The sequence below is a fragment of the Capnocytophaga sp. CM59 genome (assembly GCF_000293175.1).
In the GTDB taxonomy this organism is placed as follows: domain Bacteria; phylum Bacteroidota; class Bacteroidia; order Flavobacteriales; family Flavobacteriaceae; genus Capnocytophaga; species Capnocytophaga granulosa.
On record NZ_ALNN01000056.1, the window covers coordinates 20,531 to 36,415 of the forward strand.

16 protein-coding genes, 2 tRNA genes and 1 pseudogene are annotated in these 15,885 nt (G+C 41.0%); 17 read left to right on the top strand and 2 right to left on the bottom strand.

Annotated features, from left to right (window positions below; translation table 11 throughout):
* Nucleotides 1–15: 15 nt before the first annotated feature.
* From HMPREF1154_RS10885 to HMPREF1154_RS10960, 17 genes and pseudogenes are all read left to right on the top strand, one after another.
* Nucleotides 16–366 carry a DUF1016 N-terminal domain-containing protein gene (locus HMPREF1154_RS10885; protein WP_034567401.1) on the top strand — a complete coding sequence of 117 codons (351 nt, stop codon included), beginning with the start codon at nucleotides 16–18 and terminating at the stop codon, nucleotides 364–366.
* A gap of 135 nt (nucleotides 367–501) precedes the next feature.
* Nucleotides 502–1,218, top strand: coding sequence for an SMI1/KNR4 family protein (locus HMPREF1154_RS10890; RefSeq protein ID WP_009642644.1), 717 nt, complete (start codon nucleotides 502–504; stop codon nucleotides 1,216–1,218).
* Nucleotides 1,211–1,885, top strand: coding sequence for a hypothetical protein (locus HMPREF1154_RS10895; protein ID WP_009642661.1), 675 nt, complete (start codon nucleotides 1,211–1,213; stop codon nucleotides 1,883–1,885). Before HMPREF1154_RS10890 ends, HMPREF1154_RS10895 begins: the two co-directional genes overlap by 8 nt.
* A gap of 36 nt (nucleotides 1,886–1,921) precedes the next feature.
* Entirely contained in the window at nucleotides 1,922–2,989 is a 1,068-nt protein-coding gene (locus HMPREF1154_RS10900) for an ankyrin repeat domain-containing protein (RefSeq protein ID WP_009642640.1), read from the top strand.
* Nucleotides 2,990–2,992: 3 nt separating this feature from the next.
* A complete protein-coding gene (locus HMPREF1154_RS10905) occupies nucleotides 2,993–3,853 on the top strand; it encodes a PQQ-binding-like beta-propeller repeat protein (protein ID WP_009642656.1) in 861 nt (286 codons plus the stop codon).
* A 58-nt stretch (nucleotides 3,854–3,911) separates the two neighbouring features.
* A complete protein-coding gene (locus HMPREF1154_RS10910; RefSeq protein ID WP_009642660.1) occupies nucleotides 3,912–4,265 on the top strand; it encodes an MmcQ/YjbR family DNA-binding protein in 354 nt (117 codons plus the stop codon).
* Nucleotides 4,266–4,274: 9 nt separating this feature from the next.
* Nucleotides 4,275–4,781: a hypothetical protein gene (locus tag HMPREF1154_RS10915; RefSeq protein WP_009642649.1), complete on the top strand. Its 507-nt coding sequence runs from the start codon at nucleotides 4,275–4,277 to the stop codon at nucleotides 4,779–4,781.
* A gap of 3 nt (nucleotides 4,782–4,784) precedes the next feature.
* Nucleotides 4,785–5,204: a VOC family protein gene (locus HMPREF1154_RS10920; protein ID WP_009642635.1), complete on the top strand. Its 420-nt coding sequence runs from the start codon at nucleotides 4,785–4,787 to the stop codon at nucleotides 5,202–5,204.
* Nucleotides 5,205–5,210: 6 nt separating this feature from the next.
* On the top strand, nucleotides 5,211–5,660 hold the full coding sequence (locus tag HMPREF1154_RS10925) for an NTF2 fold immunity protein (RefSeq protein ID WP_009642651.1): 450 nt from the start codon (nucleotides 5,211–5,213) through the stop codon (nucleotides 5,658–5,660).
* 161 nt (nucleotides 5,661–5,821) lie between these two features.
* Entirely contained in the window at nucleotides 5,822–5,956 is a 135-nt protein-coding gene (locus tag HMPREF1154_RS13850; RefSeq protein ID WP_255347094.1) for a hypothetical protein, read from the top strand.
* Nucleotides 5,957–6,050: 94 nt separating this feature from the next.
* A complete protein-coding gene (locus HMPREF1154_RS10930; protein ID WP_009642633.1) occupies nucleotides 6,051–6,461 on the top strand; it encodes a hypothetical protein in 411 nt (136 codons plus the stop codon).
* Nucleotides 6,458–6,940 (top strand): hypothetical protein, encoded by a 483-nt coding sequence (locus HMPREF1154_RS10935; protein ID WP_009642641.1) that lies wholly within the window; start codon nucleotides 6,458–6,460, stop codon nucleotides 6,938–6,940. Before HMPREF1154_RS10930 ends, HMPREF1154_RS10935 begins: the two co-directional genes overlap by 4 nt.
* A 25-nt stretch (nucleotides 6,941–6,965) precedes the next feature.
* Nucleotides 6,966–8,118 (top strand): annotated as a pseudogene (locus tag HMPREF1154_RS10940) (ABC transporter permease).
* Nucleotides 8,105–9,289, top strand: a complete 1,185-nt coding sequence (locus tag HMPREF1154_RS10945) for an ABC transporter permease (RefSeq protein ID WP_034567404.1) — start codon at nucleotides 8,105–8,107, stop codon at nucleotides 9,287–9,289. The pseudogene HMPREF1154_RS10940 and the gene HMPREF1154_RS10945 overlap by 14 nt, the downstream one beginning before the upstream one ends.
* Before the next feature lie 196 nt (nucleotides 9,290–9,485).
* Nucleotides 9,486–9,558, top strand: a tRNA-Gly gene (locus HMPREF1154_RS10950).
* A gap of 26 nt (nucleotides 9,559–9,584) precedes the next feature.
* Nucleotides 9,585–9,670 (top strand) — tRNA-Leu (locus tag HMPREF1154_RS10955).
* Between the two features lie 258 nt (nucleotides 9,671–9,928).
* Nucleotides 9,929–10,738, top strand: a complete 810-nt coding sequence (locus tag HMPREF1154_RS10960; RefSeq protein ID WP_009642663.1) for a hypothetical protein — start codon at nucleotides 9,929–9,931, stop codon at nucleotides 10,736–10,738.
* A 46-nt stretch (nucleotides 10,739–10,784) separates the two neighbouring features.
* Here the strand turns inward: HMPREF1154_RS10960 and HMPREF1154_RS10965 are convergent, their stop codons facing one another.
* Nucleotides 10,785–12,332, bottom strand: coding sequence for a RagB/SusD family nutrient uptake outer membrane protein (locus HMPREF1154_RS10965; protein WP_009642666.1), 1,548 nt, complete (start codon nucleotides 12,330–12,332; stop codon nucleotides 10,785–10,787).
* A 6-nt stretch (nucleotides 12,333–12,338) separates the two neighbouring features.
* Nucleotides 12,339–15,395 (bottom strand): SusC/RagA family TonB-linked outer membrane protein, encoded by a 3,057-nt coding sequence (locus tag HMPREF1154_RS10970; RefSeq protein ID WP_009642637.1) that lies wholly within the window; start codon nucleotides 15,393–15,395, stop codon nucleotides 12,339–12,341.
* Nucleotides 15,396–15,885 lie beyond the last annotated feature (490 nt).

The following is a 15,885-nucleotide window of genomic DNA, read 5'->3' on the forward strand; positions in this document are numbered from 1 at the left end:
TAACAAACTAATACTATGAAAAAAGAACAAGTTAACAAAAATGAACAATTTTATACAGAAATCCGTCAGATTATTGAAACGGCGCGTACTAATGCGATACGAAGTATTGATTTCAGCAGGGTGCAAATGTATTGGCTCTTAGGTAAACGCATCTTTGAAGAAAAGCAACAAGGCAAAGACCGTGCCGACTATGGGACTTACCTTATCCGTAACTTAGCTGAAGAACTAATGCCTACATATGGCAGTGGTTTTTCAGTAAGACAACTAAAATTTTGTAGGCAGTTCTATCGAATGTATCCAATTGGGAACGCACTGCGTTCCCAATTGAACTGGACGCAGTACAGACTGCTCATTCAGAAAAAGTAGATTTTCAAATTGTCGCACCACTGGCGCGACAATTAAGTTAATCCTAAGCTCCCCTCACGAGTTCTTTTGTACCAGCAATTACAGAAAATAGTAACAGAGCATAAAGTTTATTTGTTGCATAAAAAAACATCCAATATGAACCTATTACAACAAATAGAACAAACTTATAACTTTCAGTACCCCAAGCTATATCACCAGCTTTATGAGGATGGTATGCTCAATTGGGGACAATTTGGTCCTCGTTGGCTCGAACTTGAGTACCCTAAAATCAAAGATAATCCACCATTACTTTTAGAAGGGCGTATGGATTTTGAAATTTTAGAACTCTCTGAAATATCAGAAGAAATAGAATTCTTACACGGTGCCGAAAGTTTTTATAAAATTAAGCCTGAGTACCTCTTCATCCCTTTTGGGAAGAATGGAGCAGGCGACTATTATTGTTTATTTTACAATAAAGAAAATCCTCTCCCTGAACCTTGGGTGGTAGTATTTGCTCACGATTGGATTAATGTAGATGTCTTAGCCGATAACTTTCAAAACTTTATCTTCTATGGATTGTTAGAATGCGTATTATGTATAGATGAACTCCTTGCTGATGACGATTCTTTTTATACCGAAATAGCCAATATGTTCCGTACGCACCGTCCTTATTTAAGTGAGGAGCAAGCAAAAATAGTAGAAGATATTTATAAAAGAAAAACTTTTGCCTCTACCTACACCTATACATTTAATGATAGGGAATACACCGAAAAATATATAGGATTACTTTCGCGAGAAGAGTTTGATACTTTGTGTAACAAGTTTATTCCCATTCCAAAAGAAGAAAAACAATTTGAATATAGCAATGACTAAAAAGAAAGCTAATATAATAGAAGAAAGCAACATTTTTGAACAAATCCGTACGCTCTTTGGTTTAAAGGAAGATTGTGGTTTTACCGATGAAGAGATGCAACCTTTCTTCAAGGTGATAGAGAAAATGCCTACACTGCTATACAACTATTACACTACTTTGGGAAAACATCAAGCTCTAAATCAAACACAAGATAACTTGGTAACCCCAAAGGATAACCTTACTCTTTTCAGCGACCCAAACTATTTTGTTTTTTATACAGAAAATCAAAATTGCTGTCTGTGGGCTATCGCAAAGGAAGATTTAGAGACCGCCAATCCTAAGGTGTATATGAGTACCGACTTTACTCACCAACATTGGCAAGTAGAATGTGATACATTAGCTGAATTTTTGTTGGCAATGGCTCACTTGCAAGCTGTATTTGCACTACCTTATGCTTATGAAGGCTTTAAATATATCACTCCTGAGGAATTGACAGCTATAAAAGAGCGTTTCCCTAAAAAACCTTTTGCCCTCCATCATTGGTTAGAAGGTGCCGACTTTTATGGGGATGCCACCGATAGTATTGCTATATTAGACAAGGGCAGTCAATTAATATATGCTTCTTCTTCTAAAAGCTCTTTTGAGGCAATAGATAGCTTCTTAAAAGATATAGGGGAAGATATGTGAGAATTGTCATTTATTTTAAACTAACACCTAAACATTATGGAAGAAAGAAACATCTTTGCCCAGAAAAAAGCACCTTTCAAATGTCCTGAAATCGTAACCCTCTTGCGTAAGGAAGATTTTCCTGCCTTGGAAGCTGAACTTGCCAAAGGCTGGGATATCAACCAAGAAGTCCGCGTACACGTACATTATTCTCAAACACCTTTTGACTTTGCCCTATCCAGTCGCAAAAAGAAACTATTACAGTTTTCAGTTGATAAGGGGGCTCATATAAACAAAACAGCGCTTATTGATGTTTGTATGAGCAAAAATAGCGACCCTGAGTTGGTAAAATGGCTGATTAAACAAGGTGCTGATGTAAATGCTCGTACCCATCTTACGGCTTTGCAGGCAGCTATCTATAGCAAAAATGAAGAAATAGCTTTTTTGCTGATAGAAAATGGCTACCGTCTTACCTCTGATGGTATCACCCTGAGAATGGTAGCTTCGGAAGGTATGTATAAACTGGCAGACTACCTTATCGCTCATGGCTCTGATGTGAACTATTGTGAGCCCAATATGGTATATCCTTACAATGCCTCACCCTTACAAGTGGCTGCCTCGCGTGGTCACCTTGAGTTGGTAAAACGATTTATTGAGCTGGGTGCTGACCTTTCCTACAAGGATAAATACGGCGAGCGTGCCTATCATTACGCCTTGCGCAACAAGCAGAAAGCAGTTGCCGAGTATATCAAATCGGTAGAGCCTGCCCAGTGGCACGACGAGGAAGAGCGCTTGCGAGCCTTAAAAGCCTACAAACTTCCCGAAGGACTCATTGCCCGAATGCGCGCTACCGATAGGCGTATTCCATTGCCCGAATGCAAATATACCAGCTTTGTGGAGTTTGCCCCGCTGAGTGATGTCAAGGAAGTAAAGTGGAAAAATAGAAAATTCCTTGATCTGCTATCCGATGCGGATAAGTATGGCGCTGAAGGCTTTTTGGTATGGTATCCTAAGAACAAAAAACTCGCCTTTGCCGATTACGAACACGGAACTTTTACCGAACTTTGTACCTTTGACGAGTTTATGGCAAACCCTTCCGCACAAATTGATAAGATTTTTGAGTAATATATGACAAGCTACCATACCTTAAACACTTTTAATAACCCTTTTCGCTATTATAGGGTGATAGATATCGTCCCTTTTCAGGAGAAAATAGCTGTATTGCAATTTGCCTCAGCTGATGTTTCTAAAAAGATGGTGAAAAACGGAGTGTATGTAGATTGTTATATTCTTGTAGATATCTTTTCAGAAGATTTTACATCACAAAAACGACTTTCTTTCTCCTTTGAGGAAGATGAACCTTGTTATAGAAGTGATGCTTACTATTATCGGGAAGGTGAACGACTTTTTATACTCATTGAATACTATAAACTCGACAACATTTTTGTAACCAATAAGGTATTTGAAATTACTGAAAATGAAGTAATAGAACAGTCTTTCTGCTGTATTCCTCAAAAGCGAATTTTCAACGATGCGAAAGTCTATTCTTTTGGAGATAAAGAAGTCTTTATGCAATCTCCCTTTATGATGAGCTGCCGAGATAAACAGAACCAAAAAACACTTTGGAAATACAAACTCTCTGCTTATCTTTACACTGAAGTAGAGGAATATAACGATATCTTATATTTTGGTACAGCAGGTAAAGGAGGCTATTTTTATGGAGTTTCACTAAATAACGGACAGACTGTATTTAGTTATAATACAGGACAAACCGTACACTTTGTACGAAGTGGAGAACGTATTATCATAAGTGATAAAAAACAAAAGCCTATGCTTATAAATGCCTTAACTGGAGAGATCATTCATTCATTAGACATAGGCAAATACACTATTGATTACGAGCAACAGATGCTTTGGTATAAAGAACGTTTTTATGGAATTGTCCGCAATAAGGAAAAAGACTTATCTGTAGTGTGTGTGAATATATAGGAGTTTTATACGATCTGAAACCTAACAACTAATTACTGAAATCTTTTATCTAAATAAAATGAACTTAGAAGAACTTAGAGAATACTGCCTTTCCTTGCCACATGTAACTGAGGATATGCCTTTTGATGAGGATATTTTGGTATTTCGGATTTGTAATCGTATTTTTGTGCTTACAAGTTTAGATTCAGTACCTTTGCGGGTGAGTCTCAAGTGCGACCCCGAGCGCGCGATAGAACTCCGCGAGCAATACCCCGACAAGATTATAGCGGGCTACCACCTCAACAAAAAACATTGGAATACTGTGCTTTTAGAAGGCTTACCCCCTACCCTTATCAAGGAGATGATACAGCACTCTTACGACCAAGTACTTGCCAAAGTCCCCAAGAAAGAAAGAGAAGTGTTAATTAGTTAATTCAAGATTATGTTCTCAAAGCTCAAAGATTTCTTTTGTAAAACCTATCCTATTTTTGGGTATGACTTCTTTATCCCTGTAGCCCTCTATAAGCGTATAGAAGCAGTCGAAGGGGAGGTCAGCCCCAAAAGTATTAGGCATTTCTTTAGCGAAGCGCCTTATTCCCTTAGTAAAGGACAGCTACAAATAACCCAAGAAGCCGATAAACTCTTTTTTGTACAAATAGCATTCTATGAAGAAGACAAAAGAGAGACTTTTAAGAAGGAAATAGAGGGGTATAAAGAAGTATTTCCGTTTTGGACAGTCTTTCCTCATAGTTTTTATGGAGCTCCTCGCTGGAATCAGGGCTATGAGCAGCATTATAGAGACACTTTTTTGGAATATTGGCATTCCTTAAGCTCAGAAGAACAAGAAAAGTATATGGATACCTATCATTGTCCCGAGGATTGGCGGATTTGGCTTAAGGAATATCACCTATGGTGCAAAAAAAAAGAACTTTATAAAGAAAAATATTAAAAAATGAGACAGAAATTTACACTTATCACTTTAGGTGTCCGCGACTTTAAGAAAGCTCTTGCCTTTTACGAGAACTTAGGCTGGCAAAAATCAGACAAAAGTATGGAGGAGTACGCTCTTTTCCCTTTGGGAGGAATTGTATTAGGATTATATCCTTTACAAGAACTCTCTGAAGATACTACGCTACCCTATCAGTCAAGTGTATTTGCAGGAATAACAATTAGTTATAATGCCAAATCGGAAGCGGAAGTAGATGCTGTTTTATCCAAAGTCTGTGAATTAGGAGCAACTATTGTCAAGCCAGCTCAAAAGGTATTTTGGGGAGGATATAGTGGCTATTTCAAGGACTTGGACGGCTACCTCTTTGAAGTTGCTTATAATCCTTTTTGGGAGTTTGACGAAAATGACAATTTAAAATTATAATTCAAAATGACAGAAACAGAACAAACTCTACGCCAGCGCTTCACTGCCTTCTTGCAAGCAATGTACGACTGGGAAACAGAAGCCAACAGAGTTGACGAAGAAGAAGTGGAGAAAAAGAAAACGCTCTCTTGGGAAGACTTTTGTAAGCAACAAACCGAGCTGCGTATCCCTATTTATAAGGAATACATCACCGAACGCGAGCGCAAATATGGCGGCGCTCAATACACCTGTCACGGCTTTCCTCCTAACTACGACCCTTCTAAAGAAAGCATTACCGAAGTGCAAATCACAGGTAAAAAAGCCTCTATATTTACCGATAGAGAGTACGCAAGAATGAATTACAAGCGCGAGTACAAGTACAAACTTGTAGAAGATCGCTGGCTATTAGACACTATCAAAGAACAGTATTTGCCTGAAAACAGAGATCCTGAAAAGTGGAAGAGTGTGATTATATAAGTATTTATTTTATTATCAAGGGATTATAAAAAGCTACCAAGTTGGTAGCTTTTTAGAGATGCCGCTGGGCATTGCCTCTTATCAGCTCAAAGAAATTATTGATAACACTATCGCTGAATTTGAAAAAAACAAACTTAAAACCTTGTAAACCAATTAACAAAATGAACACATCAAGTTATAACACCAAGTTTGGCACTCTTACTTTCAAAGAAAAAGTGGAAGATGCGTATTTTGGGGAGGCCTCATTCCTTTGGGAGAGTGATTTCTATAAAGAAACCTTAGAACTTCCTTGTTGATGAAGAAGTTGTGAAATCAAAGAACAATATTTGGCTGAAAACAGAGATCCTGAAAAATGGAATGTTTGAAATTTAAAAATACAATTTTACTCTTGTGAATTACAATATACTTGCCCCTCCATTAATAGCTCTTTTGGCTTGGACGTTTATACTCATTTGGTTCTCCAAGAAAAAGAAACAAGAAAAAATGAAAAGACAACAGCTTTTAACCCAAATAAAAGAACAGCTCCCTATCTCATCGTTTAAAGAGTTGTTACAAACTTTAGAAAACCTAAACTATGACCCTTCTTGGTGCTATTTCAAGACTGATACTTTTGAGAGTGGTAGCCTAGCTGTGGACAACACTTGTTTTCTGCAACGAGAAAACCAATGGGTCGTATGCCTTGCCGATTGGCATAGTTTCTCTGATGAACAGTCTTTTGATAGCGAACAAGAAGCCTGCGAATATTTTGTATATAAGTATTTTCATCTTAGTAAAGAAGAAATTAATTGGTTAAAACAATGAACACATTAAGTTATACCACTAAGTTTGGCACTCTTGCTTTCTCACAAAAAGTGGGAGACGAGTATTTTTGGGAGGCTTCATTCCTGTGGGAGAGTAATTTTTATAAAGAAACTTTAGTGCTTCCTTTTTCTGTGTTTAGCAAAAGTAAAACCATCACCCCTGATACTATTGCTTTTATTGAACAAATCCTTACCAAGGCAGATAAGTTGATTGCTAAGGCACTTTCTTATTTTCAAGAACAACTGCTAATAAGCTCAGAAGGCTTTCATCTTTCAGATGAAGAAAAACGTTTGTTAAGTGTTCCCTTGCAGAAAGTTCCTTTTGAAAGTCCGCAGTTCCTATTTTATGAGAACAAAGAATGGATATTGCATTTTGCTGAAGGAGGTTTCAGCTTTTGCGAGCCTTATGGCGTTTCTTTTCACTTTGAAGAAGAAACCCCTATCCTAATAGAAAACTTAGAAGACGCAGAAGAAATATAATCAACTTACAATTAACATATTAAACATGTATTTATTTAAAACCGAATGCAAGAACCTTTTCCTATCACCTAACACGGTTGTTTTACGTTTTGGTGTTTCCCCTTATCATTTTTGGTTTCTTTGCAGCTGTATTCTACAAAGGGGTGCCTCGTGACCTGCCTATGGCGTATATCAATTACGACCAAAGTCAGCTATCCGAGAACCTTTTGCGTATGCTTGACGCCACACCTAACATAGCTCTTACTACCAAGCTAAGCGATGAGCAAGAAGCCCAACGCCTTATCCAGCAACAGCAGATCATGGGCTTTATCGTCATTCCTCAAGACTTCCAACAAAAACTCTTCAAGGGTGAAAACCAATCGGTGATCTGCTATACCAATAACCAGTTTATGCTAGGTGCAGGCCTTATCCAAAAAGATTTCCAAACCACTATAGGCATGTTCTCGGCTGGTCTTGTGATGAAAAAGAAAATGCAAAAAGGACAACAAACCGAGAGGGTACATGCCGAAGCCCAATCCGTAAAGGTAGATGACCACGGGCTGTTTAACCCTTACTCTAACTATGCCTTTTACCTGCTCACAGCACTGCTGCCGATGATGCTCCAAATGATAGTGATGATGGTAACGGTCTATGTATTGGGAGTAGAGCTGCGCTATCATCAGGGTAAGCACTGGCTCAAGCAAGCAGGAGGTAGCCCACTGAAAGCCTTGGTTGGCAAACTTCTGCCTTATACCTTAGTACTTTTCTTTGTAGCGTGGTGGATGAATTACCTACTCTTTGGGCTTATAGGCACGCCCCTGCACATTCCGATGTTCAATGTGGTACTCATTACCTTTGCCTTGGTTGTTATCTATCAGATCATAGGGATTGCTATCGTATCCTTTGCCCCCGATTTCCGCTTAGCACTTACGGTAGGTAGTGGTTTTACCGCCATTGCTTTCTCCTTTGCTGCTTATACCTTTCCTATGGAAGGACTCCCAAGGAGTATGCAGTACTTGGCACAGATATTCCCCTATGCTCATTTTATGAAATACTATGTCAATCGCGCTATCAAGGGCATTCCTATGGAGATGACATGGCAACCACTTTTGGCCTTGCTCCTCTTTGGTTTGCTGCTTATAGTGGCTTACCCTATGTTTGTAAAAAAAATAAAATCAGGTGGTTATGAAAAAGTTTAAACAGTATATTTATCAAAGTTCAGCTGACTTCACCCGTGCAATGCTCTGGGAAGCCAAATATATATTCCGCGATAGGGCGGTGTTCTTTTCATTTGTGATAGTGGCTGTATTGGTCTCCTTTCTCTATACCTACCTCTATTCGGAAGAGACCTTACAAGAACTCCCCATTGGGGTGGTTGATGATGACCATACCTCCCAAAGCCGACAGCTACTACGTATGATTGACGCTAATAGTGGCGTGGCCATTTACAGTAGTTACCTGAACCTCTCTGAAGCGAAAAAGGCCTTTCAGCAAGAGCAAATACGGGGAATTATTGCCATTCCCAGTAGCTTTTCCCGTGACCTACAACGTGGTGAGCAACCCTCTATATCTGTATATGCTGATGCCTCCTATATGCTCTATTACAAGCAGATACTCACCGCAGCTAAAGTCTCGGCTACCTACCTTAATGCTGGGGTTGAGATGAAGCGCACTTCTGCACAGGGCAAACTCCCCTCTCAAGTTCATGATGAGGCGATGCCGGTAAGTGCAAAAGTAGTAAGCCTATACAACCCTTCTTCGGGGTATGCTACTTTCCTCATTCCTGTGGTCTTGGTCATTATATTCCAGACGACAATCCTTACCGCTGTGGGTATTTTGGGCGGAACGATGCGCGAGGGTAACAAGCTGCGCAAAATATATCCTAATTCCAATAGTTTCTGGGGGGCACTCCCTATTGTCATGGGTAAGGCCACCACCTATTTGGCGCTCTCTATGGCTATCTTGCTCATTATCTTGGGTATTGTAATGCCTCTGTTTGGTATCCCTGTGCGCAGTTCCATTCTCAGCACAATGGTATTCATGGTACCTTTTGTTCTCTCTATTGTGTTTATGGGGCTTTGCTTGCTGGGCTTTCTTCACCGTAGGGAAGATGCCATCATGCTCATCATGTACACTTCGTTGCCTTCGGTGATGCTCACTGGTTTTTCATGGCCTACGGTAGCCATGCCAGAGTGGTTACATGCCTTTTCTTATATAGTTCCTACCACCTTGGGAGCTAAAGGCTTTGTTTCTATCACCCAAATGGGCGCCAGCCTCTCCACCATACTCCCCTACTGGGCAGGTATGTGGGGGTTATGTATCCTCTATCTTGTTCTTAGTGCTTTTACCATGAAAAAAATACTTAAATAGTGACGAATGACTAATGACAAGTGACGAGTGACTAATGACAAGTGATGATTTATAAGCTCGTAAAAAAACAATATATAATACACTCGTAATCATACACTTATAAAAAACATCTCATTTTTTTCAAAAAAAATTCATTTTTTCTTTGTCGGTTTGGAAAAAAGTAGTATCTTTGCACCGTCTTAGAAAGATATGAATTGCGAAAATAGCTCAGTTGGTAGAGCGCAACCTTGCCAAGGTTGAGGTCGCGGGTTCGAATCCCGTTTTTCGCTCTTTTTTTTATGTCTATATCCCAAAGGCTCGGATGGTGGAATCGGTAGACACGCTGGACTTAAAATCCAGTGGGCAGCAATGCCTGTGCGGGTTCAAGTCCCGCTCCGAGTACGACTACAATCACTACTATAGGTAGTGATTTTTTTGTTTTCTTCCTATAACACTTCCTTTTAGAAATGTGAATACCCTGATACAGTGACTAATCGGCTGGCAACTAAATATGGAATTACCCGGTAGGTGTAACCAAAAAGAATGCCGAGACTTAAGCTTCAAGTTTAACAAATAGACATTAACAATTAACCATTGACCATTAATAATTAATAATTATCTTTCGTACCTTTGCCCTTTATAAAAATTAATTTTCAAAAAATGAAGAAATTAGGAATTATTCTGCTTTTGGCAGGTACTGTCGCTTTCGGACAGAACAAGAAAACAGGTTGGGACGCGGCCAAACTTAAAGGAAAAGTAAAGACATATCGTATATTGGACTATCGCTTTGACGAACAAGGCAAACCCTTTAGAGGTAATTCGGAACTGTTAACAGAGTTCAACCCTAAGGGACGCACTACTAAGATGCAAGTCAATAACAATGGGGTGTTGATGTCCTACCATGATACCTATAACGACCAAGGTTACCTAATAGAGTCCGTCTCCAAAGATGAGGAAAACAAGACACTCTCCACTAACCTCTATGAGTATGACGCACAGGGTAATCGCATCCGCCATGACCTCTTGACCAACAAAGGAGATATCTTTATGAGTACTTTCTCCAAATATAATGATAAACAACAGCTTATAGAGAAATCCAACTGTGTAGGAGGGGTGTGTGATGATAAAAGTGTTTTTACCTATGATGACAAAGGCTACCTTATCCGCGAGGACAAGTATAAGAAAGACAGCCTTACCTCCAAGACCCTTTACAAGAACGATGAAAAAGGAAATCCATTAGAACGCCTTACTTATGATGCTACTGACAAACTCATAAAGAAAGTAACTTCTACTTATGACAAGGAAGGCAATGAAACGGAAAATGTAGTCTATAAAGAAGATGGTACTATTGCCCAGAAAAAGAACTACACCTACCAGTATGATAAGAAAAAGAACTGGATCAAAAAGACGGAAAGCGAAAATGGGGAACCTTACCTTATTATAGAACAGAAATTCGAATATTATAAATAGCAATAATCGGCGGTACTGTGGTACCGCCGATTTTGTTTTATAGTTATTACCAGCCTGGGTTTTGACTCCAGCGACCTTTTTCAAAATTGATGTCGGCGGCAGGGATCGGCCAGGTGAGTTTGTAATTGCCAGCAGGGATATTAAGCTGATAATACTCCTGAGCTGGAGAGGAGAAAATTGCCTCTACATTCTGCGGGGTACCTCTGACTACGCCTAAGCCCCAACGCTTGATGTCGTGTAAGCGGAAGCCCTCAAAGGCTAATTCGCGGTTGCGCTCATTCTGTATCTCTGTCAGTAGCGCCTGACCTGTAGCGGTAACAGAGGTAGCTCTTAAGATACGTGCTCTTCGGAGTGCATTGAGATATACCTTGGCATTGGCTTCATCGCCATTGCGGTAAGCCGCTTCGGCTGCAATAAGATATTGCTCGGCTATACGGAACAATTTCGGTCTGTGCATATAGGTAGGTAGTCCTGAAGAATTGGTCTTTAAGTTATTGTTATCAGGATATTTGGCAACCAAATAAATATTCCTATAGGCGGTACTTCCGTAATCTACAAAGAGTTTTTGGAGAAAAACTTTTTTCCTATAATCGGTATCTTGAAATAAATCCACGAAAGCCTGTGTAGGGATATAGCTCGGATTATAGAGGAAACGACGCTGACGGCGGTCATAGTTATTAGCTCCTATATAGATATCATTAGCCTTAGGAAGCTCATCACTTCCGCCCAAGGTAAAGCTTGCAGGTGCTTTGGCAAAGAGCTGAGTGATGCTCTCTTTGTCATCATCCTCTTTCCAAATCGCCTCCAAAGCACTCTGTGTGGTAGCCAGTGGGTATTTTCCTCCATCTATAAGGGATTTGGCCGTAGTATAAGCCTCTTGCCATGCCCCTTGGTAGAGTAGCACACGTGCCTTGAGCGCTTTGGCAGCATCTACGGTAAAGGTAGTAGCTCCTACTGTTCCTGAAGTTTCGGACAAAAGTTCTTCGGCACGAGCGATGTCCTCCAAGATAAACTCATAGGTTTCTTTCAGTGTACTGGGTGCGGGAAAGTTAGAAACCTTGAACTCTCTTAGGATTGGCAACCCATAAGAGGAAGAGGCATCGTAAGCCCCACAGAAGTGCGTTACCAAATAAGTATAATAGTAGGCACGCCCTAAGTGGAGTTCGCCCAAGTTACGCTGAATTTGGGCACGCTCAGTACGTTCTCTCTCTTGGGCTATGGGCACCTTAGGAATCCCATTGAGCGCTATATTAATATCCTGAATCGCTCTGTAATGAGCCATCCAAATGGCAGCGGTGGTACTATTGGAAGAAGTGAAGTCCGTCCAGCGGTGCAATTCGGGGAGGATTTCGTTGTTACGACGAACGGCATTGAGGAAATCGGCCTGTACATCGGAGCTATACATGGTATTCCCATAAGTATTATCACGCAGTCCGTCATACATTCCATTGACCCAATACTGAGCATCCTCCACATTGAGGAATGATTTCTGCTCACTCAGCTCATTGAAGGGCTCTTGCTCTAACTTGACACAGCTCTGCAAGGAGAGCGCCGCAAGGGTATATAGTGGTAATTTGTTAAGTATCTTTTTCATTGCTTTTTAAAATTTAAGTTCAACCCCGAAAGAAAACTGACGAGAAGGTGGATAACCTCCCAAGGATATAGGATTAGAGAACTCAGGGTCTGCTCCTTCGTAATTGGTGAGAGTAAAGATGTTACGCGCGGTACCATAGAGACGTACTCCGCCAAAGAAACCTATCTGCTCGATCACTTCCTTAGGTAGGTTGTAGCTCAAGGATATACTCTTTAGGCGTAAGAAATCGGCCTTCTGTATCAGGCGAGAATCTCCTGAATAGATAAAGGTAGCTTCGGTAATCTTAGGGTGACGGGTATTGTCTCCAGCATTTTTCCAATAATCGAAAGCCTTACGGCTGATGTTACCAGAGGCAAAGGAACCAGGGTTTTCGCTATAGCGCATATCATTATTCACTTTCCAGTTACCCACAGTGAAAGAGAAATTCATATCCAAGCTAAAGGCACGATAAGTAACTGTCCAACCGAAACCTCCATTGAGTGGGGCATGCATCTTCTTACCTGTGGTCTGTGTCAATTTAGAATTATAGGTAGTGGTTATCTGGTTATCATCGGTTTGGGTTTCCATTTTATCTTCACCAGGGAGGTACCACTGTGTAAGTCCTGTATTGGGATCTACCCCCTTGCGCAATACAGCGGTATATTCCAAGGCACGACCTACCTTAAAGCCCAAGTTGCTATTGAGACTCACGAGGGATTCGCGTCCTTCGAAGATCTCGGTAATCTTCTGTTGGTTATAGTTCATATTGAAGTAAGGGCGTACGCTTAGGTTGTTACCCTCATCATAATACACACGAGAGGAGATACTTACATCAATCCCTTGGTTTTGCATTCCTCCAGAGTTTCCATAGAGTTGGGTACGTCCGCTGGTAGAGTTGTTATCTCGGTAAGCCAATACATCGTAGGTACGACGGTGGTAGTACTCCACATTGAGTGAGGTATTATGTAGAATCACCGCATTGAGTCCTACGCTTGTTTTCTTTTGTTCTTCCCAACGAATATCAGGGTTTCCTATACGGCTAAGGGTATAACCTATCTCAGAATTGTATAGTTGAGAAGGGCTTACTACGTTGATATTGCTGTAGTTAAGTCCGCCCGCATTTCCAGAAATCCCTGTACTAAAGCGTAAGTTAAGGTCGGTAAGCCATTTTACATTTTCAAGGAAAGCCTCTTTTTTGAGTTTCCACATAGCCCCTACTGCCCAGAAGTTGGCATAGCGGTTGTTCTCTCCAAAGTTAGACGAACCATCACGACGACCAGAAAGGTCTAAGAAATAACGATTCAGGTAATCATATTCCAATCGTGCAAAATAGGAGTTGAAAGTGCTTACTGTCTTGCTATCACCTGTTGCCACTTCCTTGGTCCCATGAGAGAGCATAGAAAGCCCATCGGAAGGCTGTCCTGTGGTACGAGATTCCAAGGCCTTATAGATATTCTCAATAGACTCCTGTCCTAAAAGGGCGGTAAAGCTATGAGCGTTGCCCAGCATAAACTTGTATTCCAAGGTATTGGTAAAGGTCTTTCTATACGACTTATCATAAGAAACCTGAGTGGAGGCCGTGTTCTCATAGCCAAATTGGTAATCGGTAAAGGAACGCAAGTGCTTCTGCTGAGATTCTCCATCGCTGTATTGTACCCCTGCTTGGGTCTTGAATACCAACTTCTTGATAGGCTCAATTGTCAAATACCCTATAGGCATCACATCGGTTCCATAGGAAGCTGAAGGATTTTTTTCAGCCTCATACTCAGGGTGATAGAATCCAGTGGCTCGTCCTGTAAGTCCTCTGATAAAGTTCTTACGAGTACCATCGGGATTGGTAGGGCTATACAGAGGTAAGGCCAATACCCTTGCCCCTGAAGTAGTAGAGCGTCCGCCCTCTCTTTCGCTATAGCCTACAGAGAGTGATAGTCCTGCTTTAAGCCAACTGTTGATACGGGTATCCACATTAGTGTTGAGATTATAGCGGTGATAATCCACAGAAGGAGCGGTAGATCCTTCCTGCTTTAGGTAACCTGCCGAAAGGTAATAGGTAGTAGAGGCAGTTCCTCCAGAGACAGAGACATCGGTACGGGTAGTAGGTACGAAGTCACGGAAGAAGATTTTGTCCCAACGTGTATTATAAGGATTCTCGGCCAAGATCTTCTCAATAGCCGCCTGAGTCTGTGCGGGTGTATTTCCTGACACTCCAGCGGCAGAGCGGATAGCGGCAGGGTCACGCTGTGCCCAGAAATCCAAGTATTCACGAGGGGTCATCATATCATCGAAGAAGCGGCGGCTGGCACTAGTTATGGCATTGAACCCCACTTGGTGGCTTACACTGATGTGGGTTTGCTCATTGTATTTACCACGCTTGGTAGTGATGAGAATCACCCCATTGGCAGCACGAGACCCATAGATAGAGGTAGAGGCTGCATCCTTGAGTACGGTGACACTCTCTATATCATTGGGGTTGAGGTCAGTCATAATCCCTGAGCTTACCTGCATTCCATCGACAATATAAAGCGGTGTCTGGTTAGATACACTTCCCTTAAGCGCTGACTGGAAGTTGTTAAACCCGTGAATCAGTACACTGGAAGCATCGCCTGGTCGTCCTGAGCTTGTGGTAACAACCATCCCCGCTACACGTCCTGCGAGTGCATCCATGGCATTGGCATCGGGGGTACGAGCGATTTCCTGCCCTTGTACTGTTGCCACTGAAGCCACTGTCTTGCTCCCTACCTTAGGCGCTCCATAGCCAGTGAAGACAAGGCCTGTGTCTATCTCTTGTACATCGTCCTGAAGCACCACATTGATCACCGTATTCTTTTTGGTCACGGGTTTCTCTACAGGCTTCATCCCCAAGAAAGAGTAGTAGAGCACATCGCCCACATTGGCCTCAATCGTATAAGCTCCCTTATCATTGGTTGTAGCCCCACGGCTGGTACCTTTGATAAGGATATAAGTACCCAAGATAGGTTCGCCTTGGGTATCCTTTACCATCCCTGTGACGGTAACTTTTTGCGCTAAAGCCGCTTGCACAGCTATGATAAACAACGCAAATACATAGAAAAACTTTAATCTCATTTCTGTAGTTTTGAGGTGGCAAATTTCCTAAAATAAAATGAAATTTCCAAATTTTTTTTAGGGTTTCATCCATTTGCCTATGTGTTAATTTGCCTATGAGGGCATAAAACAACCCCTCTTATAAGATGTCATAAATTAACGCGAGTTCGACGTAAGCAAAATTATATTTTTCTCCCACAGATTGCACGGATTTTCACGGAGAGAATGATAGAACAACTAAGTATAACTCCTTAATTTCCACGGATAAATAAGGCCTTTGGCCTTATAAAAATCTGTGTAAATCGCAACAGCACAATTACACAAACATAGAAAATCTGTGAAATCCGTGAAAATCTGTGGGAGCTTTCGTTATATCGAACTCACGTTAAATTACTTCTCTACTACGCTGGCCAGGGTGACCTCTTATAGTTAATTATATTTAGAATGCAAATAAATAACACAAGAGACTAATTTTTAATTTGCTCTTTTTCAAGGGCTAATTGCCATTAGC

Excerpts from the sequence above, each read along its gene's own strand:
- HMPREF1154_RS10960 (WP_009642663.1), top strand. The coding sequence starts at position 9,929 with ATGAAGAAATTAGGAATTATTCTGCTTTTGGCAGGTACTGTCGCTTTC.
- HMPREF1154_RS10920 (WP_009642635.1), top strand. The coding sequence starts at position 4,785 with ATGAGACAGAAATTTACACTTATCACTTTAGGTGTCCGCGACTTTAAG.
- HMPREF1154_RS10925 (WP_009642651.1), top strand. The coding sequence starts at position 5,211 with ATGACAGAAACAGAACAAACTCTACGCCAGCGCTTCACTGCCTTCTTG.
- HMPREF1154_RS10915 (WP_009642649.1), top strand. The coding sequence starts at position 4,275 with ATGTTCTCAAAGCTCAAAGATTTCTTTTGTAAAACCTATCCTATTTTT.
- HMPREF1154_RS10890 (WP_009642644.1), top strand. The coding sequence starts at position 502 with ATGAACCTATTACAACAAATAGAACAAACTTATAACTTTCAGTACCCC.
- HMPREF1154_RS10945 (WP_034567404.1), top strand. The coding sequence starts at position 8,105 with ATGAAAAAGTTTAAACAGTATATTTATCAAAGTTCAGCTGACTTCACC.
- HMPREF1154_RS10885 (WP_034567401.1), top strand. The coding sequence starts at position 16 with ATGAAAAAAGAACAAGTTAACAAAAATGAACAATTTTATACAGAAATC.
- HMPREF1154_RS10900 (WP_009642640.1), top strand. The coding sequence starts at position 1,922 with ATGGAAGAAAGAAACATCTTTGCCCAGAAAAAAGCACCTTTCAAATGT.
- HMPREF1154_RS10935 (WP_009642641.1), top strand. The coding sequence starts at position 6,458 with ATGAACACATTAAGTTATACCACTAAGTTTGGCACTCTTGCTTTCTCA.
- HMPREF1154_RS10970 (WP_009642637.1), bottom strand. The coding sequence starts at position 15,395 with ATGAGATTAAAGTTTTTCTATGTATTTGCGTTGTTTATCATAGCTGTG.
- HMPREF1154_RS10910 (WP_009642660.1), top strand. The coding sequence starts at position 3,912 with ATGAACTTAGAAGAACTTAGAGAATACTGCCTTTCCTTGCCACATGTA.
- HMPREF1154_RS10895 (WP_009642661.1), top strand. The coding sequence starts at position 1,211 with ATGACTAAAAAGAAAGCTAATATAATAGAAGAAAGCAACATTTTTGAA.
- HMPREF1154_RS10905 (WP_009642656.1), top strand. The coding sequence starts at position 2,993 with ATGACAAGCTACCATACCTTAAACACTTTTAATAACCCTTTTCGCTAT.
- HMPREF1154_RS10965 (WP_009642666.1), bottom strand. The coding sequence starts at position 12,332 with ATGAAAAAGATACTTAACAAATTACCACTATATACCCTTGCGGCGCTC.
- HMPREF1154_RS13850 (WP_255347094.1), top strand. The coding sequence starts at position 5,822 with ATGAACACATCAAGTTATAACACCAAGTTTGGCACTCTTACTTTCAAA.